The following is a 543-nucleotide window of genomic DNA, read 5'->3' as shown; positions in this document are numbered from 1 at the left end:
CACGACAACGATGTGATTGGGAAGGTTCCTGGCTCGCCATTGCCTGCGCTCGGTGACGCGCAGCAAGCCGTGCGTGCCGGCTTTACGCAACGCATTGCGTACAGTGGTCGACCCAACGCCGGCGCGATCGCCGATCTCCTTCACCGATCGGTCGCATTTGCCGTGCTGTCGGCAGTCCGACATGACGATGTAGAGCGCAGCGCTCTCCCCTTCGGTGAACTCCCCGGCGAACTCGGGTCGAACAGCCTGCATGCGGGCAAGACGCCGCTTGCGCTGCCACCGCGCAGGATCTCGAGGGCCGTGGGCTGCCTCGCGGCGGCTTCGCTCGCTGCGCAGCCGTTGCGGATAACATGAGCGAGGTGGCGACAAGCCATCCGCGCGGGCCTCCTTGAGGTTGGCGCGGTGCTGGTCAGCCTTCTCGCAAAACCGCTCCGCATCGTCCTCGCCAAGCGATTCCTCGCCGTAGAGCTTCCATATCTGGCGGCAAAAATCGTCCAGTTCGGCCAATGACCGAACGTTCGTGAGCCATAGGCTCAGCGTTGA

At 64.1% G+C, this 543-nt stretch carries 1 pseudogene; it reads right to left on the bottom strand.

What is annotated here, in order from left to right:
- Nucleotides 1-507 (bottom strand): annotated as a pseudogene (locus tag ACWGS9_RS36090) (hypothetical protein); the annotation flags it as partial.
- Nucleotides 508-543: the final 36 nt, after the last annotated feature.

The organism is Mesorhizobium sp. Arg314, from assembly GCF_053714275.1.
Note: the sequence above shows the minus strand (reverse complement) of the source record. Positions and strands in the feature narration are given on the sequence as shown.